Genomic DNA, 20,626 nt, shown 5'->3' on the forward strand with positions numbered 1-20,626 from the left:
GATCCAGACTTGCAGGCGATTGTCCATTCCGCGTCAAGCGGATAGTCTCCTGCAAGACAGGATTGGCAGGGTTTTTTCGTGACATTCGCGGATGAGGCATTTCAAGGGACACCGGAGCGACCGGACCTTTCCACTGCCCATGCCCCAGCCTTGTCCATCGTTGTACCCACCTTTCGACGCGAGGATTTCCTGCCCCCGCTCTTTCAGGCCGTCGCAGCGCAGATCGGGACGGTCGCCGTTCCGGTTGAACTCGTGCTGGTCGATAATTCGCCCGAAGGGTCGGCGCGTGCCGTCCCCGCCCCTGACTTCGTCCGCTATATCCACGAACCCCGCTCCGGCGTTGCCCATGCCCGCAATCGGGGCGTGGCCGAAGCAAGGGGCGGCCATGTGATCTTCCTTGACGATGATGAGACGCCGGCCCCTGGCTGGCTGGTGGCCTTTGCGGATGCCGCCGCTCATGGCATCCGCGCTTCCTTCGGCGCGGTCGAGCCCTTTTATCCCCAGGATCCGCCACCTGCCCTGCGCGCTCCGCTTGACCGGGTCTTCAGCCGTCGCCTGTCTGCCGCTCCGGGCGCCGAGGTGCAGCACCTGCGTGCCTATCTGGGATCGGGCAATTCGATGTTCTCGCGCGCAACGCTGGCGCTGGTGGATCCGCCCTTCGATACCGCCTTCAACGCGGGGGGAGAGGATGTCTGGCTCTTCCGGCAACTGGTGGATCGCCACGGCGTGCCGATGGTCTGGCGACCGGACGCTCTTGTGCACGAAATCGTTCCACCGCACCGGGCTTCCCTGTCCTTCCTGCGCCATCGGCGGTTCAGTGACGGCCAGCTGCGCTGCCTGGTCGAAAGCGATGCCGGGGGACTTCGGGCCGCAGGCCGTGTCGCCTTATGGATGGCGGTTGGCGCGACGCAACTCGTCGTTCTTGGACTGGCAGCGATTCTGACCCGCCCTTTCGCGCAGGCCCGGTCCATCCGCTATCGCCTGGCGGCTACCGGCGGGGCGGGCAAGCTTCTGTGGTGGTGGCGAAAGGTGCGCGCATGACCGAAACCCCGATGTCCGGCCCCATCGCCTATCTGACTGGCGACTACCCCAAGGTCTCGCATACGTTCATCCAGCGCGAAGTGCAGGCCGTCCGGGACAGTGGACTAAAGGTCCTCACCTGCTCGATCCGTCAGCCTCCGGAATCGGAGTTCAAGGGTCAGGAAGAAATCGCCGCAAGGGCCGAAACCTTCTACGTCATCAAGACCGCAAAGAACCCGCTCCGCTTGCTGGGCGCGCATGGCCGCGCGCTCTTGCGCAGCCCCGGCACCTGGGCAGCGACCCTGGCGCTGGCGGTTCGCATGCGCTCGCCCGGGCTCAAGGCGCTGATTTGGCAGGTCTTCTATTTCCTCGAAGCCGGGGTGCTCGCCGACCACCTGGCGCGCAATCACGTCCGTCACCTGCACAACCATTTCGCCAACTCCAGCTGTTCGGTCGCGGTTCTGGCCGCGAAACTGGCGGGCATCTCCTTCAGCTTCACCGAACACGGCCCCGCGATCTTCTTCGAGGTCGACCGCTGGTCGCTGCCGGAAAAGATCGCGCGCGCCAAGTTCGTCGTGGCGATCACCCATTTCTGCCGGGCGCAGCTGATGCTTTTCTCCAAACCCGCGGACTGGCCGAAGATCGGCATCGTCCATTGCGGCGTGACCCCCTCGGCCTACCGGCGCGATCCCGGCGGCAATGGCAAGCGGGTGGCCTTCGTCGGACGGCTGGACCCGGTCAAGGGCGCGCTCCTTTTGATCGAGGCGATGGCCGAGGTGCTAAAGGTCCACTCCGACGCGACCCTCACACTCGCCGGAGACGGACCCGCGCGCGCGGGGGCCGAAGCACGGGCCAGGGCGCTTGGCATCGACGGCGCGGTCCGTTTCGCAGGCTTCTTGACCCAGGGTGAGGTCGCGGACCTCCTCGCCAACTCCGACATGCTGGTCCTGCCCTCCTTCGCCGAAGGGCTCCCGGTGGTCTACATGGAGGCGCTGGCCTCGCGCATCCCCGTCGTCGCCAGCCGCGTGGCCGGGGTGCAGGAACTGGTCGAGGACGGGGTGACCGGCTATGCCGTCCCGCCGGGTGACCTGCCGACGCTGGTCGACCGGATCATCCGGCTGATGGACAACCCGAACGCCGCCCGCGACATGGGCCTCGCCGGACGCAGCGCGGTCGAGCAACAGTTCGACATCGCCCGGGAAGGCGCCTGGCTGGCACAGCTTTTTCGTCAGGGTGGGCCAGAGGGTCGACTGCGGCCTTAGGCGTCGCTTCCGCCGCTCCTTGCTGTCGCCAGATCTCGCGACGAGAAGACGAAGTCGCACGAGGAGCAGTCGCTACTTGTATTCGATCAGCCCGGCCCGCCGCCGCCGCAGGCGGTTCAGATGGAATTCCAGCACGCCCTGCGCTTCCGGGACCTTGCCAAGCACCAGAAAGGTCGCACGTTCCCAGCCCAGACTGGGAGACAGCCGCAGGATCTGAAGCGGATAGGCCAGCAGCAGACTCCCGGCCCACGGCGTCAAAACCAGCCCCAGCCCTGTGACCAGCGGCAGGACCGCCCCCCACAGGACTGCCCGCCGGGTTTCGGCCACCCAGTGCCGTTCCGGCGCCGCTCCGTGCATCGCAGCCCCTTCCGCAAAGGCATGCCCGCCGCGCCGTGTGCGCTTCCACCATTGGCCGATCCGCGTCATCGCCGCGTCATGCAGGGTCATCTCCTGGTCGATCCGCCAGACCTCCCACCCGGCCCGGCGCAACCTGATACAAAGCTCCGGTTCCTCGCCGGCGATCAGGCTTGAATCGTAGCCTTCCACCTCCGCCACCGGCGTTACCCGCATCAAGGCATCGCCGCCACAAGCCTTGGCCTGACCGGGCGGAGTATCCCATTCCGCGTCGCAAAGCCGGTTCCAGACCGAAGCCTCGGGATGGACCTCGCGCCGCCGCCCGCAGACGACAGCAACGGACGGGCGGGCTGCAAGGAAGGCTACCGCCGCCTCCAGCCAGCCGGGCTGCATCCGGCAATCCCCGTCAACGAACTGCACAAACTCGGGCGCGCCCAGCTCCCGCAGGCGGGCGAAGCCTTCGTTCCGGGCACGCGCCGCGGTAAAGGGCTGGCTCATGTCCAGCGCCACCACCTCGGCACCCGCCTTCCGCGCCGCCGCGGCACTGCCGTCGGTCGAACCGGAATCGACATAGACCAGGGGGCGCACCCAGACCGGGAACGAGGCTAGGCAGGCGATGAGTCGCGCGCCTTCGTTGCGGCCAATCACCACCGCACCCACACGGCCAGGCGTACGTTCAGTGTCGGTCACAGGCGGGATTCGGGATCCGGGGCGGTCATGGCGGCACACTGACGGAAATCCAGCGGGCTTCCAAGGCAGGCAGACTGCGAAAATTGCTCAGGATATGCCCCAGGGGCTGACTTGGCCTTTTCCTTCGCTGGCCAGACCGGCTAGAAGAGGTCATTCCAACCGCTGCCGAACGGGCCCGGATGCCGAACGCATTTGCTTATCTGGTTCTTCTAAGTTTCCCGCTGTTCGCAGTGGTGTTGTTCCGGCTTCTGCCGCTGCAGCGCGCCCTGATCTGGACGATGATCTCGGGCCACCTCTTGCTGCCCTCGTCGATGCACATCAAGATTCCGATGGTGCCGCTGATCGACCGGGCGCTGGTGCCCGCCGTCACGGCGCTGGTCCTCTGTGCCCTGATGGCGCCGCGGCAGCAGATCGCCACCAATCTACAAGCCCGCTTCGGGAGGCAGGTGATCTTCGTTCTGCTGGCGATGACTTTGCTGACGCCCTTCCTGACCGTACTTCAGAACACCGAGCCGTTGATCCAGGGCCGCAGCTACCTGCCGGGTCTCAGCCTTTACGACGCGTTCAGCATGATCTCGACGATCCTGGCGACCCTGATCCCGCTCTGGCTGGGCCTGCGCTACCTAAACACGCGCGACGGTCACCGGGCCCTCCTGGAAGCCTTCGTGATCTCTGCCGTGCTCTATACCTTCCCGGCACTGATCGAGATCCGTCTCAGCCCCCAGTTGCACAGCTGGATCTACGGCTTCTTCCCGCATGACTTCGTCCAGCATATCCGCGACGGCGGTTTCCGTCCGGTGGTCTTTTTGAACCACGGGCTGATGGTCGGCATCTACTTCTGCATTGGGGTCATCTCGGCGGCGGTCCTGTTCCGCGAAACCCGGCGCGAAGGCCGCCCGTCCTGGAAATGGTTCATCGCGATGCTCTGGCTGGCGGGCGTTCTCGTCCTGTCCAAGGCCCTCTCGGCGCTGATCCTGACCGTGATCTTCGGATCGGCCGTGCTGTTCCTCGGTCGTCGGCTGCAGGTGATGCTGGCCGTCGTCGTGGCGGTCGTCGTCATGTTCTACCCGATGCTGCGCGGCGCCGGCTGGATTCCGGTGGAAACGGTCTACAACTTCGCCCTGTCGATCAGCGAGGATCGCGCCGCCTCACTGCGGTTCCGGCTGGACAATGAAGACGCGCTGCTTGAACACGCCAACAAGAAGCCGCTGTCTGGATGGGGCAGTTGGGGTCGCAATCAGCTTTACGATCCCGCGAGCGGCGAGATGATCAGCACGACCGACGGGATGTGGATCATCTTCATCGGCATGTTCGGCTGGATCGGTTACATCGGCCGCTTCGGTCTTCTGACCGCCCCGATCCTGTTCTTCGCCTTGCGCCATCGACAACTTGGCGCCTCGCTCATCACTCCCGGCCTGATGATCGTGCTGGCGGCGAACCTGATCGACCTTTTGCCCAACGCGGGGCTGGTGAACTATGTCTGGCTCATGGCCGGGGCCATTCTTGGCCATGTGCTCTGGCGCGAACCACAAGACGGCGACGCGCTTGTCGGCTCGTCTGCCGGGGCCAACTTCCGGGCGGCCTGGCTGATGACCGAAGAAACGGCCCCACCCCTGCGCCAGAAACGGTCGGAGCCTCGGGGAACCGCGCGATGAGCCTCCCCCCTGCCGCCCGACCGCTTCGGATCGGGCTTCTGACCCCGGCCTGGCCCGGCACGGCCACCGCCAACGGCATCGCTTCTGCCACTGCGCACCTTGCACAGGGCCTTGGCGCGATCGGACACGAAGTCACGATCCTGACCGGGTTGATCGACGGGCCGCACCGGCATCCGCGGGTAGTGCAGCTTGCGCCCCTGCCCTTCAGCCTGCCCGAACGGCTTACCGGCCGCTTCTTCCCGGACAGGGGCTTGCGCGGGGTGAACATCCGCAAACTGATCCTTGGCGCGCAGCAGGCGATCACCGACCACAACATCGAGGTCCTGCTGATGGAGGAATCCTACGGCTGGGCCGGAGCAGTCCGCGCGGCCCTTCAGATCCCGGTCGTTGCGACCCTGCACGGGCCGCAATGGCTGCACCGTGTCTCGCCCGCCCCGCAACGGCGCGGACCTGAAGCCCGCCGCGAAAGCTGGGAGCAGGCCGGACTGCAACGCGTCGACGCGATCATCTCGCCCTCGCGCGATGTGCTTGACCGGACGCGGGCGGTATGGGGCCTGCCGGAGGTCCCGACCACTGTGATCGGCAATGCCGTGGCACTTCCCGCACTGGACCGGCCTGCGGCGCAGTCCACCGAACCCCGGCTGCTGTTCATCGGGCGCTTCGACCGGATCAAGGGCGCCGACATCCTTCTGGATGCCTTCTCCCGCATCGCCGCAACCCGCCCGGACGCCCGCCTGACCTTCGTCGGCCCCGACATCGGTATCCCGCAGCCAGACGGGTCCCGCTTGCACCTGGCGCAGGCCCTTGCGCGCCTGCCCGTCGCAACCCGTGACCGGATCGAGGTCCTGGGACATCGCACCCGGGACGAAATCGCCGAACTTCGGCGGCACTACCCGATCACACTGATTGCTTCGCGCTACGAAACCTTCGGCGTCGCCCTGATCGAGGCCCTGGCGGCGGGGTCCGCCGTGGTCGCCACCCGGGCCGGGGGCTGCGCCGAGATTCTGCGCGACGGCGAGACGGGTCTTCTGGTGCCGTCCGAAGATGCAGCCGCAATGGCCGATGCCTGCCTGCGCCTGCTGACCGATCCCGCTCTGGTCTTGCGCCTGGGCCAGGCTGCCCGGGCCGATGTCGAGAAACGCTTCACGCCCGAGGTGATCGCGCGCGAGGTTGCGACCTTCCTCGCGCGGATCTGCCGCAGCTAAGGCTCAGATTCCCAGCCTGCGCAGCCGTCCGTCCAGGCGGCGCCAGATGAAGGGCGGCAAGGCATTGCTCAGGAAGCGGTGCCGCGCCTCCAGCCGGTCCTTCTTGTCCTTGGTGCCGGGGCGCGGCTTGAACAGCGTGGTGTGCGACTCCCGCGATGAATCCCAGGTTGCCGTGTAATAATACAGCGCGATCGACATCCGCGGCTCGCCGTTCGGGTGGTTCACCGGCTCGGGGTTGCCATGCCAGGTGCTTGACCCGGTGTTGAAGCAGCACATCCGGTTGAACAGCGGCACGAAGCCCGCGACCTTTGCGGTCATGTCGTCGTTCCAGACCTCGAACGACCCGCCGTATTCTTCTTTCCAGTCCTTGTTCAGGTAGATCAGGACGTTCATCCGGCGTTCCAGGTTCAGCTTGCCGTGGTGGTTGAAGTCGGCGTGGATATCCAGGTGCCCGCCGTTCGACACCACATGGATGCCGCCGCCCGCAAAATAGGGGTCGGGGATCAGCCCTTCGATTCCGGTCAGCTCCTCAAGGAACGACAGGAAGGCCTTGGAGTTCAGCGAATGGAACAACGCGCGCGTATAGGGGCCCAGGCGCTCGGGCATGTAGGCCGCCTTCAGCTTTTCCTGCGGGCGGTTGAAGAAGCTCTCGGCCGCAGGCAGGTTGCGCAGCTCTTCGCGGACCCGGTCCAGGATCTCGGGCGGCATGAAGTTGTCGAAGCAGCCATAGGGATAGGGGGTCCGGCTCCGATACTCGGCAGCAGCCGCCTTGCCGAACTCGCGCGCCTCATCGGCCGAGATCAACAGCGTTTCAGGGTCGATGACCAGGGAATTGACGGACATGATAACCTCTCAGTCTAGTCTGACACGCGGGCCGGAAGGCAGCCCGGGTGTGGATAAATGGTGGAACGTTCAAACTTCGGCATGGGCTTCCTCCACCCCGCCGGAAACCATCCGCCGAAAAACCTCGTTCCCGGCCAGAAGCTCGTCATAGCTGCCTTGGGCCAAAAGCTTGCCACGCTCCATCAGGAAGATCGTGTCACAGCTTTTCACCGTGCTCAGCCGGTGCGCGATCAGGATGATCGTCTTGTCGGCGCGGATGTTCTGCACCGCCTCCATCACCACACGCTCGGTGATGTTGTCCAGGGCCGAGGTCGCCTCATCCATGATCAGAAGCGTCGGGTCGCGATACAGGGCCCGCGCGATGCCGATCCGCTGGCGCTGGCCGCCCGACAGGCGTACGCCACGCTCGCCCACCAGGGTCTGATAGCCCTGCGGCAGGTCGGACATGACGAAGTCATGCAGCGCGGCCGTGCGCGCCGCCCGCTCGACGCCCGCCATGTCGATCTGGTCCTTGGGCACGCCGAAGGCGACGTTGGCGGCAATGGTGTCATCCGTCAGGAAGATCGCCTGCGGCACATAGCCCAGGGTCATCTGCCAGGCGCGCCGGTTCTCGTCGGTGATCGGGACCCCGTCCACCCGGATCGTCCCTTCATCCGGCGTAAGCAGGCCCAATACCAGGTCAACCAGCGTCGTCTTGCCCGCCCCCGTTCCTCCGACGATCCCCACCGTGGTGCGCGCGCCAATCGCCAGGTCCACGCCCCGCAGCGTTGGCCGTTCGGCATTGGCATAGGCGAAACTGATCTTCGACAGCTCAAGCGAGCGTTCCAGCGCCATCGGTTTCGGCGTGGGCGCCTCCAGGATCGGCCGCGGCGGCGTTGCCGCGATGTCCTGCACGATCGTGTCCAGAATCGGGGTCGCCCCGCGGATCGACACCAGCGAGTGATAGATCTGCTGCAGCGACGGCAGAAGACGCATCGTCGAAAAGGCGATGACCCCCAGGGTGGGGACGATGGCCGTGATGTTGCCCTCGTTGCGGAACAACAGCAGCAGGATCAGCCCCAGCAGCGTTCCAAAGGTGATCGCCTCCAGGATGAAGCGGGGCAGTTCCGCCATCACCCCCATCGTCGCGCCGGAATGTGCGGCCTTGTATGCGGCGGTGGCGTAGCTGCTGACATAGGTCGCCTCCAGGCCCATCACCTTGACATCCTTGATCCCGCCAGTCGCCTCTTGCGCGACGACGAAGCGGTCCTCGAAGGCGTTCATCATGTCCTCGCCCAGGCCGTGCAGCCGGCCGCGGAACCGCAGATAGATCAGCCCGTAGCCCAGACCCAGCAACAGGGCCGAGAACACCGTGACCAAGGGGTCCACCACCATCAGGAAGCACAGAATCGCCAGAACCAGCAGGCTGTTGGCCACCAGGCGCAGGCAGGGCTGGATCACGCGGGCCACCAGGCCATCGACCTCGTTCAGGACATTCTTGCCAAGTTCGGCACTGTTGCGGTCCAAAAACCAGGGATAGGGCTGGCTAAGATAGGCCGACAAGAGACGCGTGGATACCGTGTAACCGCGCATGGTCGAAAAGCGAATCAGTGCGTAGGTCCCAAGCGCCTTCACCGCCAATCCGGCCATGACCACCACCAGGACACCAACGGCAAGCCAGACCTGGAACGAGAAGGTGCTGTCGAAACCGACCCAATCGTAAACAGCCGCCATACGGGCGTTGGTCTGCACCATATCTGGCGAAGACAGGACATTCAGCAGCATCATGACCGCCGAAATACCCATGATCTCGGCGACCGCGACCATGACCATCAGCGCCGTAAGCAGCCAGAATCGCTTGCGCTCGACCCGGTCAAATAATGCGAAAAGCTTGCGATATGTCGCGATCAATGCACTTCACCCCGATTTCCGGGCCCACCTTGCTGTCCCGGAATGACAAAAGAAAGGCATTCCTCGGCAACTTCCGAATTTGTCTGCCAAGACAGTGCCTTGGCCTTGCGACATGTCGCCGCGCCTGCCGGTCGCCCCCTGATCCTCCCGCCGCCACCTGGCGACAAACACCGGGCAGGCGGGCCGGGGGAATACGAATTCCCCTGCGATGCCAATAGCTTGACTTCCACCCGCCCGCAATACCTGCGCGCCTCAACCTGAAGCCGAACTCTGCCGCCACCCGCTCGCGTTATGGAAGCCAGCCCCGGAACGATCCCGGCCGTCGCGATATGCGCCAGATCGGCGATCTGAAGGCGACGCAGATTTTCCAACTCATGGACATAATCTTGCCACGGCGCACCAACACCCTGACAGCACACACCGCACAAGGGATGCGTGAGATGATGGCAGGGATGGTTCTGGTTTCCGCAGTGGTCGGTATGGGGGCCGTGGCGATGACAATGGCCTTGTCGCTTCCGACCTGGGCCGTCGTGATGAGCTACCCGGCCGTGTGCAGCCTTACGCTTCTGATGACAGCCGCCTTGTTCAGCATCCGGTCCCGTCAGTCCGCCCCGGATCAGCGGGCGCTCCGCACCCAGGCCTGACCCGCCACAAAGCGTCTTTCGCGAGACTGATCGGGCGGAAACGGCCTCACAAGGCGGAAGATGATCGGCCAAGTCCTGCCAATCGCAGACACAATACCCATTCGTCGCAATTTCATTCACGCTTAATTTCTCGACGCTATGCCCCGAGAAGCCTAGGTTGTAGAATTGATCGGGGTTATGTAACGATGTTGCTCCGAGCGGGGAGACACGGATGGCATTGGGCCTGGTACTGATCGCTATGATTGGCGCTGCCAGCGTTTCGGTGGTCCTGTTTCTTTACGATTTTCCCATCTGGGCTGTGCTCCTCGCCTATCCCGCGACCGGAACCATGATCCTGTTGCCGGGGGTCGCCCTTTGCGCCTGGATCAAGAACAGCCCGCGTGATGCGCAGACGCAACCGCCGCTTACTTCCCAGTCGCCCGCAGCACCACACCCACAGTCGCCAGCAGGATCTTCAAATCCTTGAAGAAGGTCAGGTTGCGCTCGTACTCGGCGTCGAACTCGGCGCGCTGCGCGAAAGTCGACTGATTGCGCTCGGAGATCTGCCAGGTGCCGGTCAGGCCGGGCCGCAGGGCGTAATAGGCATTGCCGGGGTAAAGTTCCTGCTGGTCCACCATCATCGGGCGGGGACCGACCAGGCTCATGTCGCCGATCAGCACGTTCCAGAGCTGCGGCAGCTCATCAAGCGAGCTTTTGCGAAGAAATTGGCCAAATTCGGTAATCCGGGGGTCGGACGACAGTTTCTGGAAGGAGTCCCATTCCTGGCGCGCGGCCTCGTCGCTTTGCAGATAGGCCCGTAGCCGGGCATCAGCATCGGGAACCATGGTGCGCAGCTTCCATAGCTTGAAGATGCGGCCATCCTTGCCAACGCGGTCCTGAAAGAAAAACGGCGAATGGCCGGTCAGCTTCAGGACAAGCGCAAGGATCAGCACGACCGGCACAACAAACGGCGCGACCATGACAACCAGGACCACATCCATCCAGCGCTTGAGAACCCGACGATACAGCGGCTCCTTCCGGACCCGCACCCAACCCTGACCGACAGTGATCGAAGGTCGCTCGAAATTGGGCTCGCTTAGTTCAGAACGAACATCCATCTGCAACGCCTCCGAAAGGGTATAATCGCTGAGCGAAATCCTGCCAAACCGGCCCTATACTGCCGACCCGGTCTCAACCTGACACTCGCAACGCCGTCTACTTCACAACCTGCTTCTACCATTCTGGTTCCAGTGCCGCAATGTCGCCATAAGTGACGAAACGCACAGAAAGTGGTTACTTCTCATCAGCTTACACGCTATGGTTGTATTCCAAGCCGAGCAGAGCACCGGTTGGAAACGGGTCCTCGGAACCCGAGTCCAGAGGATTTTGGCAACAAAGCGAAGTTTCGCCACAGCATTGCCATGTTTTTCCACGCGTTTTGGCGGGCGGGCCTGGCCGCCGCTGCTGCAGTGCGGCATGCAACCGCGGTGAAGGCGCATTTGCACACTCGTTCTAAGCACGAAATTATGCTGAATCTCGAAACGGTGAATTTTTTGTTAACGTGGTCCGTTAACCACCCGAGCCGCCCGAACCGAAGGCATCCGATGCATCCGAGGCCTTCCGAAGACCGTATTGGCGATTCGTCATCGCCACACTCAGGCCGGATTTCCGCCCCGTCCACGGTGCCAGGCGACAGCAAGGACCAAAAGCGGCCCCGGCAGTTCCAGCAGCCAGTTCACCTTCACCCCCAGCGCGACGCTGCCGATCAGGCCGTCCATCTGGTGAAAGCTGGCGGCGCGGATCAGGACGAAGCTGCAGACAAAGGCCAGGCCGGCCAGTGCCAGCCAGATCCGGCCCAGAATTCGGCGCAGCAGCAGCGCCAACAGGCCCAGAAAGGCAATGCTTCCCCCGGCAACCAGCCAGATGAAGGCGCGTTGGAACCCGCGACGCTCGCCATACCAGCCGGCCAGCGAGGCATGGCAGCGCGCCACCATCGTCAGCAGCGATTGGAGGTCCAGCTGCTTGTTGACTGCCAGGGACAGCAGGATCGCCGAAGTGACCCACCAGAAGCGGCGCTCAAGCGTCTCGGCGCCCTCGCGCCCGCAGCCAAGGGCTGCGCGGGCCGACGCAAGTCCTGCCGCCAGATAGACCAGCACCGTTAACCAACCCACCGGATGATTGTCGCCAAGTCCGGGGCTCCACCGGGCAAAGGCGCAGGTCAGCGTCGTCTGAAGAAGCTCCACCTAGCTTGCCTTGCGCCCGTTCAGCCACGCCAGCATCAGGCGCACAAATCTGCGCTTGCGACTTTCCCAGGCCCGACGGTTCTTCTCGAAATCGGCGGGCAAACGGATGCGCTGGATCTCTTCGTCCCGCGCCGCCTCACCTTGTCTTGCGCCCTCGGCATGCCAGGGAAAGAACTGCTCGGTCGCGGGCCAGACATAGTCGTCGAACCAGGTCCAGGTCTTCGTGCGCTTGTAGACCTGCGCAATGTCATCGGCGAGGCCCGCATCGATCGGCAGCGATTGGGTCGGTCGGCCCAGGTACCGCAGGTTCCTCGCCATCAGCGGTTCGGCCTTGGGTGCCACATAGCCCGGCACCCACAGCTGAAACCCCATCTCGCCAGCAAGGCTTGCCACCACGCGAAAGACCTGGATGTGGTCCTCGTGCCCATATTCGCCCCAGGGTCCGTGGGCGATGACATTCCTGATCCCGGCCAGCCGCCCGCGCAGCAGCGCGCGCATCTCGTCGAACTGCCGCCGGTAGCGGTCGGGATCGAAGCTGTTCAGGACCCGCAGCGCCCGGTGGGGGTAGACCCCATAGTCCGTCTCAAGCGGGGTCGGCCACGCGGCGCTGTCGAAGACCCCGGATTCCACCATCTGCAACCAATCCAGCGTCGGCAGTGGAAACGCCGCCATCGCCGCCTTGCGGCCTTCGGTCAGGTCCGGCGCGCAGGGCAGCTCGCCATAGACCAGCACGATCTTCTCGGCCGCCCGCAGCGCCGACCCGGCCCAAAGCACCTCGTCATCCGGGTGCGCCATCACGATGGCCAGCCGGTCGAACAGCGCGGGAGCAGCCCCCGTCATCGCACCACCTCTGTCATCGCGCCGGCCCCTTCTCGTCGCCCCGGGCATAGATGTCCTCGTAGCGGATGATGTCATCCTCGCCCAGATAGGCACCCGTCTGCACCTCGATCATCACGACCGGCACTTTGCCGGGGTTCGCCAGCCGGTGAATGGCGCCCAAGGGGACATAGATCGACTGGTTCTCCGCCAAAAGCCTCACCTCGTCCCCTACAGTGACCTGAGCCGTCCCGGACACCACGATCCAGTGCTCGGCCCGGTGGATGTGGCTTTGCAGACTTAGCGCCGCGCCCGGCTTGACCACGATCCGCTTGACCTGGAAGCGGTCGGCCAGGGCCAGCGTCTCGAACCAGCCCCAGGGCCGGTGGTCGCGCGGGAAGACCTCGGCCTGGCGCACCGCCTTGGCCTTCATCTCGGTCACCGCCGCCTTCACGTCCTGCGCCCGCGACCGGTCGGCCACCAGCACCGCATCCGGCATCGCCACGACGACCAGATCCTTCAGACCGATGCCGACGACATGCTGCCCCTCGACCTCGGACCGCAAGAGGGTTCCCTCGCAGTCGATGGCCGTCACCGCACCCTGGCGGACCGTCCCGCTGCCATTCTCGCGCCAGACCGCGTTCCAGTCACCCAGGTCCGACCAGGCCGCCCCGAACGGCACCACCTCGATGTTCGCGGCCTTTTCCATCACCGCGAAGTCGACCGAGATATCCCGCGCGCCCGCCCAGGGCCCCTCGGCCAGCCGCAGGAACTCCAGATCCTTCCGCGCGCCCTGAACCGCGTCCCGCACCGGCCCGACCAGGTCCGCCGCATGCGCCTCGAAGGCCGCGATCAGCACCGAGGCCGAGGCCAGGAAGATCCCCGCATTCCATAGATAGCGCCCCTCGGCCAGCATCGCCTCGGCCCGCTGCAGAACCGGCTTCTCGACGAACCGCGCCACCTTCTGCGCCTCGCCCTCAACCACCGCTCCGGCCACCTCGATCCAGCCATAGCCGGTCTCGGGCCGGTCCGGGCGCACGCCGAAGGTCACGATCTGCCCGGCCTCTGCCCGGGGCATGCCCACAGCCACCGCCGCCTGAAATGCCACGACGTCCGGGATCGAATGATCCGTCGGCATCACCAGCAGCAGCGCCTTGGGGTCCTGTGCCGCCAGGTGCAGCGCCGCCGCCAGAATTGCCGGCCCCGTGTTGCGCGCCGAAGGCTCGATCAGGATCGCGCCGGGCTTGATCCCGGCCACCGCCAGTTGCTCGGCAACGATGAACCGGAAGTCCGAGTTGGTGATCACCAGCGGGCTCGCCACGCCCGCGGCACCCCGCATCCGCTCGGCCGCAGCCTGAAACAGAGTCTCCTGCCCGGCCAACGGCACAAACTGCTTGGGAAAGCTCTTGCGCGACACGGGCCACAGTCGGGTGCCCGACCCGCCACACAACAGAACCGGAAAAATATCAGGCATGACCTGCGCATACTCCAACTTTGGCATCAGCAATGTCTTGGCGAAAGTCTGGGCCAGATTAAGCCCGGATTCTGGCAAAGGGCATAATCATTTGTCCTCCGATTGCAACCATCGCCGCGCCAGGCGATGTGCGTCCGCGCCACACCACCCCCGGACGCCCGCCAGGAACCGCCTTCCCCTCGCCCGCCCTGCGCCCTATAACGCCTGCGTCACCAAGGGGATGCCCATGCGCCAGGCCACCGTCACCCGCACCACCGCCGAGACCGAGATATCGGTCACCGTCAACCTGGACGGCAGCGGCACGCAGGACTGCCAGACCGGCGTCGGCTTCTTTGATCACATGCTCGACCAGCTCGCGCGCCACAGCCTGATCGACCTGACCATCCGCGCCAAGGGCGACCTGCACATCGACGACCACCACACGGTCGAGGATGTGGGCATCGCCCTCGGTCAGGCCCTTGCCAAGGCCCTCGGCGACAAGCGCGGCATCCGCCGCTACGGCCATTTCCGGCTGGCGATGGATGATGCGCAGATCGCCACGGCGCTCGACCTCTCCGCCCGGCCTTACCTCATCTGGACCGTCGATTTCCCGACCCCCAAGATCGGCACATTCGACACCCAGCTTGTGCGCGAATTCTTCCAGGCGCTGTCCACCCACGGCGGCATCACGCTGCACGTCGACAAGCTGCACGGCTTCAACAGCCACCACATCGCCGAGGCCGCGTTCAAATCCGTCGCCCGCGCGCTGCGCGAGGCCGTCGAACCCGACCCCCGCCTCGGCGACGCGCTCCCCTCCACCAAGGGCGCGCTCTAGCCTTTCATCTTTGCCCAAATATCCCCGCCGGAGGCTCCGACCCCTCCGCCCGCGCACCGGATACTGACATGCTGACCGCCCTCGTCGACTACGATTCCGGCAACCTTCATTCGGCCGAGAAGGCGTTTCAGCGCATGGCCGCCGAAGTGGGCGGCGGCGACATCCTTGTCACCTCCCGCCCCGAGGACGTGGCCCGCGCCGACCGCATCGTCCTGCCCGGCGACGGCGCCTTCCCGGCCTGCCGCGCGGCCCTTGGCAGCTATGGCGGCCTGTTCGAAGCCATCGAAGAGGCGGTCACCCGCAAAGCCCGCCCCTTCCTCGGCATCTGCGTCGGCATGCAGATGCTCGCCTCGCGCGGCCACGAATACCGCCCGACCCAGGGCTTTGGCTGGATTCCCGGCGACGTCGTCAGGATCGAACCTGCGGACCGCACGCTGAAGGTCCCGCACATGGGCTGGAACGACCTTGTCGTGGAACAGGCCCACCCCGTTCTCGACGGCATCCAGACCGGCGACCACGCCTATTTCGTCCACTCCTACCACTTCCGCGTCACCGACCCGGCCCACCGCCTCGCCTTCTGCGACTACGGCGGACCGATCACCGCCATCGTCGGCCGCGACAACATCCTCGGCACCCAGTTCCACCCCGAGAAAAGTCAGGCCGCCGGCCTTCGCCTCATCGGCAATTTCCTCCGCTGGGCGCCGTGACCCAGGACATCGCGCAGCATCTGGCCGAGATCGCGGCCGAGCCGAGATGGCGGCGCGCACCGACCGAGGCTGGTGGCCGACTATATCCCCCAGCTTGCGGCCATCGACCCGGACCAGTTCGCCATCTCCGTCTGCCTTGCCGACGGCAGCCAGCACTCTGCCGGGGACAGTGCTGCGCCGTTCTCGATCCAGTCGATCTCCAAGGTCTTCGGTCTGGCCATCGCGCTTGGCCGGATGGGCGACCAGCTCTGGACCCGCGTCCGGCGCGAACCCTCGGGCCATGCCTTCAACTCGATCCTGCAGCTGGAACACGAGGCCGGCATCCCCCGCAACCCCTTCATCAACGCCGGCGCCATCGTCACCACCGACGCGGCCCTGGGCCATCGCCCGCCCAAGGAATACCTGGCCGAGCTTCTGACCTTCCTGCGCACCGCCGCTGGCGACGACGACATCCACATCGACCGCGCCGTCGCCCGGTCGGAAACCGAAACCGGCCACCGCAACTTTGCGCTGGCGCATTTCCTGCGCGCGCACGGCAATCTGACGAACCCGCCCGAGCTTGTCCTCGGTGCCTATTTCCACCAATGCGCCATCGCGATGTCCGTCGCGCAGCTGGCCCGCGCCGGCCGCTTCCTCGCCGGGTTCCAGCGCCTGATCTCGCCGGAACGCGTGCGCCGGATCAACGCCCTGATGCTGACCTGCGGCCATTACGACGGCTCGGGAGAATTCGCCTTCCGCGTCGGCCTGCCCGGCAAATCCGGGGTGGGCGGCGGCATCCTTGCCATCGCGCCCGGCCGCGCGTCCATCGCCGTCTGGTCGCCCGGCCTCAACACGCAAGGCAACTCCCGGCTTGGCACCGAGGCGCTGGACATGCTCGCACGCCGCACCGGCTGGTCGATCTTCGGCTAGGCCTCCCAAAGCCGGGGTTCAGCGAACTCCACCGAGTTGCCGCCCGGATCGCGGACATACAGCGACCGCGCGCCGTTCGGCCAGTCGAACTCGGCCTCGACCTCGACGCCCGCTGCCATGAACCGCTGCCGCCAGTCGCCGATCTCCTCCCGGCTTGCCGCAAAGCACACATGCCCCGCCCCCCGCGCACCATGCACCGGGACGGGCAAGTCCGGGTTGCCCGAAGCCACCTCGGTCGCATCCGGGTTGAAGACCAGCAGCACCCCCGCGCCCACCCGGAAGAACACGTGCCTCCCGTCGACCCGGGCAATCACCGGCAGGCGCAGAAGCCCGCAGTAAAAGGCTTCCGCTGCGGTCAGGTCGGCCGCATAGACCGCCGATTCCAGGATCGCAAAGGGTGTCATGCCGAAAATCCTGCGGCCTTCGCGGCCCGGGGTCAACGCCCCGCGACGCGCGTCCGCTCGATCAGCGCCAGCCCGCCCAGGATCAGCCCCAGACCCAGGACATGCCGCATCTCCAGCCGCTCGCCCAGGACCAGCCAGCCCAGCCCCGCCGCGCTGAACGGAATCAGGAACGTCACCAGCGAGATCGCCGTCGCCCCCGCGCGGCCAAGGATGCGGAAGAAGATCAGGTAGGCCAGCGCCGTGGACAGGGCGGCCAGCGCCACCACCGCCGCCACCGGCACCACCCCCGGCCAGTCCAGCGCCCAGGGCCGGTCCACCGCCAGCCAGACCGGCGTCAGCAGTCCCGCGCTGCACGTCACCACCCCCGCCGACGTCTGCAGCGGCGTCACTCCCGCTGCCTTGAACCTGCGCCCCCAGACCCCGGCGAAGCCATAGGACAGCGCCGCCCCCAGGCAGGCCAGCATCGCCAGCCCCTCGCCCCGCAGATCCTCGCCCGCCATCATCGCCAGCACCCCGCCGAACCCCAGCCCGATCCCGGTCGCCTTCAGCGGTGTCAGCCGTTCATCCACCGTGGCCACATGCGCCACCAGCACGGTGAACAGGGGGGTCGTGGCGTTCAGCACACTCGCCAGCGCCCCGGTGATCTGCCCCTGCGCCAGCACGAACAGGGTGAAGGGCACCAGGTTGTTCAAGACCCCCATCACCGCCAGCGCCGGCCAGATCCGCCTCGGCGGCATCCCCTGCCCCGAAAGCCGCAGGACGAACGCCAAGAGCAGCGCCGCCAGCGCCACCCGGCCCCAGACGATGCTGATCGCGGGCAGGCCCGCCAGCGCAAGCTCGTTGAACAGAAAGGACCCGCCCCACAGAAGGGAGAGGGTCCACAACAGTATCCAGTCGATCGGCTTCATCCGCCCCTGATGCCCGATGCGGCAGCGAAAGGCGACCCGAAGCTTGGGGCTACTTCACCCGCTTCCAGGTCCCGCCATCGCGGCAGATGCCCAGCACGCAACCCCGCACCGACAGGCTGTCCCCGGCCAGTGTCATGTCGCCGTTGTAGGTCTTGTCGCGGTCGGGCGACCAGATCTTGCCGTCATCGTACAGCCCGTTCGCATAGGGCACCATGTCCCAGACGATCCGCTTGCCGACATTGGGGCTGTCGATCTCCTTGCCCTCGCCGTTGAACGCCTTGATCAGCGTGCCGCAGACGGCCGGACCGCAGGGCTTGATCTGGACATGGCCGAAGTTGCCGTTGTCGTCCTTCCGGGTCTGCCAGATCCCCTCGGCCGGATCGGCGCCCGCCATCCCGGCCATGACCGCAAAGCCCGCGGCAAATGCGATAACCTTCATCTTGCGTCCTCCTCCGCAATATCCCTCTCGCGCGACTTTGCGCCCGTCTGCAAACCGATCAAGCGTGACGTGGGGTCGCTTTTGTCGCCTTTTCTTTCGCGCCGCCCCATGCCAAAGACCGGCGCGACCGGAACGGGGGCAGACATGATCCTTTACCCAGCCATCGACCTGAAAGACGGCCAGTGCGTCCGGCTTCTGCGCGGAGAGATGTCAGAGGCCACGGTCTTCGGCGACGACCCCGCCGCCCAGGCGCTGAAGTTCCAGGACGCGGGGTGCGACTGGCTGCACCTCGTCGACCTGAACGGCGCCTTCGCCGGCCAACCGGTGAACGCCGCCGCTGTCGAGGCCATCCTCAAGGCGGTCAGCGTCCCCACCCAGCTTGGCGGCGGTATCCGCGACATGGCCACCATCGCTGCGTGGCTGGAAAAGGGCCTCGCCCGCGTCATCCTCGGCACTGTCGCCGTCGAAAACCCCGCGTTGGTGCGCGAGGCCGCAAAGGCCTTCCCCGGCAAGGTCGCCGTCGGCATCGACGCCCGCAAGGGCCGCGTGGCGACAAAGGGCTGGGCCACGGAAACCGACGTGATGGCCACCGACCTTGCCCGTTCCTTCGAAGACGCCGGCGTCGCCGCGATCATCTACACCGACATCGACCGCGACGGCGCGATGCAGGGGCCCAACATCGAGGCCACCGAAGCCCTCGCCCGCGCCGTCACCATCCCCGTCATCGCCTCGGGCGGCGTCTCCCGCATGGAAGACCTGATCGCGCTGCGCGACACCAACATCATCGCCGGGGCCATCTCGGGCCGCGCGCTATATGATGGAGCGATTGATCTGGCGGCTGCCCTGAAGGCGCTCGCGTCGATCAGCTGACACGATGCCCGTAGCGGTCAGATCCGGCGCACCAGGACTTCCGCAAAGACAACGCAGGCCGTCCAGGCCCCCAGAAAGGCGATATCAGCGGCTATGCCCATCGGGGGCGCTCCAGTGATCAGGTAAATCGGGAAAAACACCATCGTCACGGCCGTGGCCCCGATGCCGATTGCATAGGCGCGGATCATCCAGTTGCGGTGACGGCTGAAATCTCGCGTGTAGATCGCCTGCATCGCAACGGCCAAGGCCACACCGAGCCCGATCCCGAACACCAACCGCCCGCTGCTGATGGCCACCGAATAGGCGTCGGGAAAGCGCACTAGAAGGCCCAGCGAACTTAGCGAGATCATCGCCCCCGCCGCCACAAACACCCGCCCCACAATCTTGTGCAAACGCCCGTACTTCGGCACCAGGGCGCGACCAAACTGGATTGGTCCAAGAATACCAAACGTGGCGCCGCCAAGCACATGGATGAAATGCCAGACCGGGGCGGCGGTCAGCCGCTGGCTGTCCTCGGGCAGGGCACTCAGCGGGATCTGAACCACTTGCACCAACGCCAACAGGATCGTGAGGAAAGTCCCAAAGTACAAGGCGGCCGTCACGCCACCAGGGCTGACAAGACGAAGCGTCATCCTGGCAGTCCTTCCGTGACGCAGCGGCCCGCGCCTTCCTCTGGCCTCGGCAAGCCCGCGTCCCCGCGCCGGTTGGGGTCTGCGGCTTCCACCACCGGCCTAGAACGCATAGCGCAGCCCCACTACAACAGACGTCAGGGTATCGCGCTTGACGATGGGACTGTTCGTGACGCTGTCCGGCAGGAAACTGGTTTCCACCCCGCCCGTCAGCGAGACATGGTCGGCAAAGGCATAACTTGCGTTGATGCCGATTGAAGGAATGACCGAGTCCCGCACCCGATACGCCGCAAGCGACCCGCTCGCTTCGGCGGGCAGGACCCCATAACTGTATGTGGCAAGGTCCGCGTCCATCCAGGTGGCACCCATCCTTGCACCGATCATGAAGCGATCGGAAACGCTGAACCCGGTCGAAAGCGCGGCAGTCACGGCCATTCCGCCATGCGTGTCCGAAACGTCTTGAAGCATCTCGATCTCTGCCTGGACGTTGCCAAAGGCAAAGCGCGCGGACAGGCCGGCTTCGATGGCGATATCCCGTTCAAGCTGCTCAAGACCGGCGACCTCCGTCGGGTCCGCGACAAACCAGCGCGGTGCCAGCCGTGCCGAAAGCGTGAAGACCCCCGAGTCAATGGCCTTGTAGGTCAAGCCAGAGGTGCCGAAACTCAAACGATCCCCTTCGATCAGGAAATCGGGGATCAGGCCGGACTCGGTTCCATCCTTTTCGAACGGTGACTGCCCGGCCCCCGCAATAAGGCCGACCGTATAGCGCAGGCCCTCGGCCTGCGCGCTGCCCGGCGGCGAAAAAAAGCCAAGGGCGACAAGAAGGGCCAGCCCCGGACCAAAGGGTGTGTGTTGTCTGGACGGATGCATT

General features: G+C 65.5%; 21 protein-coding genes. 9 read left to right on the forward strand and 12 right to left on the reverse strand.

The genetic code is table 11. The features are described from left to right. Positions 1–78 precede the first annotated feature (78 nt). The gene (locus Q8M85_RS05635; RefSeq protein ID WP_305541394.1) at positions 79–1,041 is read left to right on the forward strand and encodes a glycosyltransferase family 2 protein; all 963 of its coding nucleotides are present in this window, start codon (positions 79–81) and stop codon (positions 1,039–1,041) included. Then, positions 1,038–2,282, forward strand: coding sequence for a glycosyltransferase (locus Q8M85_RS05640; protein ID WP_305541396.1), 1,245 nt, complete (start codon positions 1,038–1,040; stop codon positions 2,280–2,282). The genes Q8M85_RS05635 and Q8M85_RS05640 overlap by 4 nt, the downstream gene beginning before the upstream one ends. Positions 2,283–2,354: 72 nt before the next feature. Here the strand turns inward: Q8M85_RS05640 and Q8M85_RS05645 are convergent, their stop codons facing one another. Next, a complete protein-coding gene (locus Q8M85_RS05645) occupies positions 2,355–3,326 on the reverse strand; it encodes a glycosyltransferase family 2 protein (RefSeq protein ID WP_305541398.1) in 972 nt (323 codons plus the stop codon). 179 nt (positions 3,327–3,505) lie between these two features. On the opposite strand from Q8M85_RS05645, the gene Q8M85_RS05650 reads away from it, so the two are divergent. Beyond that, positions 3,506–4,981 (forward strand): hypothetical protein, encoded by a 1,476-nt coding sequence (locus Q8M85_RS05650; RefSeq protein ID WP_305541401.1) that lies wholly within the window; start codon positions 3,506–3,508, stop codon positions 4,979–4,981. Next, on the forward strand, positions 4,978–6,186 hold the full coding sequence (locus Q8M85_RS05655) for a glycosyltransferase family 4 protein (RefSeq protein WP_305541404.1): 1,209 nt from the start codon (positions 4,978–4,980) through the stop codon (positions 6,184–6,186). The genes Q8M85_RS05650 and Q8M85_RS05655 overlap by 4 nt, the downstream gene beginning before the upstream one ends. 3 nt (positions 6,187–6,189) lie before the next feature. On the opposite strand, the gene Q8M85_RS05660 is transcribed toward Q8M85_RS05655, so the two are convergent. Together Q8M85_RS05660 and Q8M85_RS05665 are read right to left on the reverse strand one after the other, a co-directional pair. Further along, complete coding sequence (locus Q8M85_RS05660; RefSeq protein WP_305541407.1) at positions 6,190–7,029, reverse strand: 2OG-Fe(II) oxygenase; 840 nt, start codon at positions 7,027–7,029, stop codon at positions 6,190–6,192. 69 nt (positions 7,030–7,098) lie between these two features. Further along, complete coding sequence (locus Q8M85_RS05665) at positions 7,099–8,919, reverse strand: ABC transporter ATP-binding protein (RefSeq protein WP_305541409.1); 1,821 nt, start codon at positions 8,917–8,919, stop codon at positions 7,099–7,101. Between the two features lie 386 nt (positions 8,920–9,305). Here Q8M85_RS05665 and Q8M85_RS05670 point away from each other — a divergent pair, with 386 nt between their 5' ends. Beyond that, positions 9,306–9,563, forward strand: a complete 258-nt coding sequence (locus Q8M85_RS05670; RefSeq protein WP_305541411.1) for a hypothetical protein — start codon at positions 9,306–9,308, stop codon at positions 9,561–9,563. 404 nt (positions 9,564–9,967) lie between these two features. On the opposite strand, the gene Q8M85_RS05675 is transcribed toward Q8M85_RS05670, so the two are convergent. The 4 genes from Q8M85_RS05675 to Q8M85_RS05690 form a co-directional block, all read right to left on the reverse strand. After that, on the reverse strand, positions 9,968–10,660 hold the full coding sequence (locus Q8M85_RS05675) for a sugar transferase (RefSeq protein WP_371135215.1): 693 nt from the start codon (positions 10,658–10,660) through the stop codon (positions 9,968–9,970). A 537-nt stretch (positions 10,661–11,197) separates the two neighbouring features. Beyond that, positions 11,198–11,785 carry an isopropylmalate isomerase gene (locus Q8M85_RS05680; RefSeq protein WP_305541417.1) on the reverse strand — a complete coding sequence of 196 codons (588 nt, stop codon included), beginning with the start codon at positions 11,783–11,785 and terminating at the stop codon, positions 11,198–11,200. Further along, a complete protein-coding gene (locus Q8M85_RS05685) occupies positions 11,786–12,625 on the reverse strand; it encodes a hypothetical protein (RefSeq protein ID WP_305541420.1) in 840 nt (279 codons plus the stop codon). Between the two features lie 13 nt (positions 12,626–12,638). Then, positions 12,639–14,075 (reverse strand): mannose-1-phosphate guanylyltransferase/mannose-6-phosphate isomerase, encoded by a 1,437-nt coding sequence (locus Q8M85_RS05690; protein WP_305541423.1) that lies wholly within the window; start codon positions 14,073–14,075, stop codon positions 12,639–12,641. A 226-nt stretch (positions 14,076–14,301) separates the two neighbouring features. On the opposite strand from Q8M85_RS05690, the gene hisB reads away from it, so the two are divergent. From hisB to Q8M85_RS05705, 3 genes are all read left to right on the forward strand, one after another. After that, positions 14,302–14,889 (forward strand): imidazoleglycerol-phosphate dehydratase HisB, encoded by a 588-nt coding sequence (gene hisB / locus Q8M85_RS05695; protein WP_305541426.1) that lies wholly within the window; start codon positions 14,302–14,304, stop codon positions 14,887–14,889. A 68-nt stretch (positions 14,890–14,957) separates the two neighbouring features. After that, positions 14,958–15,596: an imidazole glycerol phosphate synthase subunit HisH gene (gene hisH / locus Q8M85_RS05700; RefSeq protein ID WP_305541429.1), complete on the forward strand. Its 639-nt coding sequence runs from the start codon at positions 14,958–14,960 to the stop codon at positions 15,594–15,596. 72 nt (positions 15,597–15,668) lie between these two features. Beyond that, positions 15,669–16,505: a glutaminase gene (locus Q8M85_RS05705; RefSeq protein WP_305541431.1), complete on the forward strand. Its 837-nt coding sequence runs from the start codon at positions 15,669–15,671 to the stop codon at positions 16,503–16,505. Here the strand turns inward: Q8M85_RS05705 and Q8M85_RS05710 are convergent. Genes Q8M85_RS05710 through Q8M85_RS05720 form a run of 3 tightly spaced genes read right to left on the reverse strand, consistent with a single transcriptional unit; the run spans position 16,502 to position 18,256 of the window. Beyond that, complete coding sequence (locus Q8M85_RS05710) at positions 16,502–16,909, reverse strand: VOC family protein (RefSeq protein ID WP_305541433.1); 408 nt, start codon at positions 16,907–16,909, stop codon at positions 16,502–16,504. The two genes, Q8M85_RS05705 and Q8M85_RS05710, sit on opposite strands and share 4 nt — an antisense overlap. Positions 16,910–16,941: 32 nt before the next feature. Continuing rightward, positions 16,942–17,817 carry a DMT family transporter gene (locus tag Q8M85_RS05715; protein WP_305541436.1) on the reverse strand — a complete coding sequence of 292 codons (876 nt, stop codon included), beginning with the start codon at positions 17,815–17,817 and terminating at the stop codon, positions 16,942–16,944. Between the two features lie 49 nt (positions 17,818–17,866). Beyond that, positions 17,867–18,256 carry a DUF2147 domain-containing protein gene (locus Q8M85_RS05720; protein WP_305541439.1) on the reverse strand — a complete coding sequence of 130 codons (390 nt, stop codon included), beginning with the start codon at positions 18,254–18,256 and terminating at the stop codon, positions 17,867–17,869. Between the two features lie 144 nt (positions 18,257–18,400). On the opposite strand from Q8M85_RS05720, the gene hisA reads away from it, so the two are divergent. After that, entirely contained in the window at positions 18,401–19,126 is a 726-nt protein-coding gene (gene hisA / locus Q8M85_RS05725; RefSeq protein WP_305541441.1) for a 1-(5-phosphoribosyl)-5-[(5-phosphoribosylamino)methylideneamino]imidazole-4-carboxamide isomerase, read from the forward strand. 17 nt (positions 19,127–19,143) lie between these two features. Here the strand turns inward: hisA and Q8M85_RS05730 are convergent, their stop codons facing one another. Together Q8M85_RS05730 and Q8M85_RS05735 are read right to left on the reverse strand one after the other, a co-directional pair. Further along, a complete protein-coding gene (locus Q8M85_RS05730; RefSeq protein ID WP_305541444.1) occupies positions 19,144–19,758 on the reverse strand; it encodes a DUF2306 domain-containing protein in 615 nt (204 codons plus the stop codon). Between the two features lie 99 nt (positions 19,759–19,857). Next, positions 19,858–20,625, reverse strand: coding sequence for a MipA/OmpV family protein (locus tag Q8M85_RS05735; RefSeq protein ID WP_305541447.1), 768 nt, complete (start codon positions 20,623–20,625; stop codon positions 19,858–19,860). Position 20,626 lies beyond the last annotated feature (1 nt).

The sequence above is a fragment of the Tabrizicola sp. genome (assembly GCF_030694085.1).
GTDB lineage: Bacteria > Pseudomonadota > Alphaproteobacteria > Rhodobacterales > Rhodobacteraceae > Tabrizicola.

Excerpts from the sequence above, each read along its gene's own strand:
- Q8M85_RS05690 (WP_305541423.1), bottom strand. The coding sequence starts at position 14,075 with ATGCCTGATATTTTTCCGGTTCTGTTGTGTGGCGGGTCGGGCACCCGA.
- Q8M85_RS05650 (WP_305541401.1), top strand. The coding sequence starts at position 3,506 with ATGCCGAACGCATTTGCTTATCTGGTTCTTCTAAGTTTCCCGCTGTTC.
- Q8M85_RS05710 (WP_305541433.1), bottom strand. The coding sequence starts at position 16,909 with ATGACACCCTTTGCGATCCTGGAATCGGCGGTCTATGCGGCCGACCTG.
- Q8M85_RS05675 (WP_371135215.1), bottom strand. The coding sequence starts at position 10,660 with ATGGATGTTCGTTCTGAACTAAGCGAGCCCAATTTCGAGCGACCTTCG.
- Q8M85_RS05640 (WP_305541396.1), top strand. The coding sequence starts at position 1,038 with ATGACCGAAACCCCGATGTCCGGCCCCATCGCCTATCTGACTGGCGAC.
- Q8M85_RS05655 (WP_305541404.1), top strand. The coding sequence starts at position 4,978 with ATGAGCCTCCCCCCTGCCGCCCGACCGCTTCGGATCGGGCTTCTGACC.
- Q8M85_RS05715 (WP_305541436.1), bottom strand. The coding sequence starts at position 17,817 with ATGAAGCCGATCGACTGGATACTGTTGTGGACCCTCTCCCTTCTGTGG.
- Q8M85_RS05720 (WP_305541439.1), bottom strand. The coding sequence starts at position 18,256 with ATGAAGGTTATCGCATTTGCCGCGGGCTTTGCGGTCATGGCCGGGATG.
- Q8M85_RS05730 (WP_305541444.1), bottom strand. The coding sequence starts at position 19,758 with ATGACGCTTCGTCTTGTCAGCCCTGGTGGCGTGACGGCCGCCTTGTAC.
- Q8M85_RS05685 (WP_305541420.1), bottom strand. The coding sequence starts at position 12,625 with ATGACGGGGGCTGCTCCCGCGCTGTTCGACCGGCTGGCCATCGTGATG.
- hisB (WP_305541426.1), top strand. The coding sequence starts at position 14,302 with ATGCGCCAGGCCACCGTCACCCGCACCACCGCCGAGACCGAGATATCG.
- Q8M85_RS05735 (WP_305541447.1), bottom strand. The coding sequence starts at position 20,625 with ATGCATCCGTCCAGACAACACACACCCTTTGGTCCGGGGCTGGCCCTT.
- Q8M85_RS05660 (WP_305541407.1), bottom strand. The coding sequence starts at position 7,029 with ATGTCCGTCAATTCCCTGGTCATCGACCCTGAAACGCTGTTGATCTCG.
- hisA (WP_305541441.1), top strand. The coding sequence starts at position 18,401 with ATGATCCTTTACCCAGCCATCGACCTGAAAGACGGCCAGTGCGTCCGG.
- hisH (WP_305541429.1), top strand. The coding sequence starts at position 14,958 with ATGCTGACCGCCCTCGTCGACTACGATTCCGGCAACCTTCATTCGGCC.